Below are 925 nucleotides of genomic sequence, written 5' to 3'. Positions count from 1 at the left end.
TTTTCAACAATTTTAACAGCACCGACCATTTTATTTTCTATGGTTAAATTATTATTATTTACAATTATATTATCAAATAAAATCGATTCATAAAAAGCTGTAAATTGAGCATAAAACCAAAACTTATCAGCATAAATAATATTGGGAAATTTCCATGGCTTTTCGCAACCAGCCCAATGAATTATTTGTGGAGTATGATTATGTTTAAACATAACGATAGTATTCCATTGCTCATTAAGATATTTTATTTTATTTTGGAATGTAATATTTAATATATCTTGATCAGGATAATACAATAATTTATAATATAATGCCGAATTAATAAAAAAATTTTGTTCAACATTATTTTCTCTCCATTTTTTTAAATTAAACAAACAAACTCCAGTATTAACATAAATACTACCATTTAATGGCAGGTTATTTGTCCAGTTCTCTTTATATATGCGAGGGTACATATCTGGCACACAAGCCATAAAATAATCATCAATGTCAGTATTCCATAAATCTAATAAATTGCTTTCAACAATTAAGTCAGCATCCAAAAAAATACACTTATCAATATTTTGCAATGCTTTTGCAGTAAAAAACCTAAAATTTGTACAATTTTTTATATGTTTCTGAGAACTATTTGGTATATCCGAAATATAAGTTTCATCAATAAAAATATATGAAATACTAAAATATTTAATATATTTCAACAATGCAATTTTTTCTTTATTGATTTGAGATATACCATTAGTTAAAATATAAAAAAATAAATCAATATCCTTATGAGAATTTTTTAAAATAGAACATATAACAACTGACAAGTATTTACTATAATTATCATCTACGGTTAAACAAATGTGAATTTTATTTTTTTTCATTTTTTCTCTCTTTTTTTAAAAAATATAATCTAATTGCAAACAAAAAAGGATTTTTAACA

The 925-nt window shown here is 22.8% G+C and carries 1 protein-coding gene; it reads right to left on the bottom strand.

What is annotated here, in order from left to right; all coding sequences use genetic code 11:
• Window positions 1–866, bottom strand: an 866-nt coding sequence (locus tag ELQ07_RS08145) for a glycosyltransferase family 8 protein (protein WP_134224986.1), incomplete at its 3' end; no start/stop codon positions are given.
• Window positions 867–925 lie beyond the last annotated feature (59 nt).

The organism is Campylobacter sp. US55 (assembly GCF_004378955.1).
In the GTDB taxonomy this organism is placed as follows: Bacteria; Campylobacterota; Campylobacteria; order Campylobacterales; family Campylobacteraceae; genus Campylobacter_D; species Campylobacter_D jejuni.
This window is presented reverse-complemented; position numbering and strand designations above follow the sequence as displayed.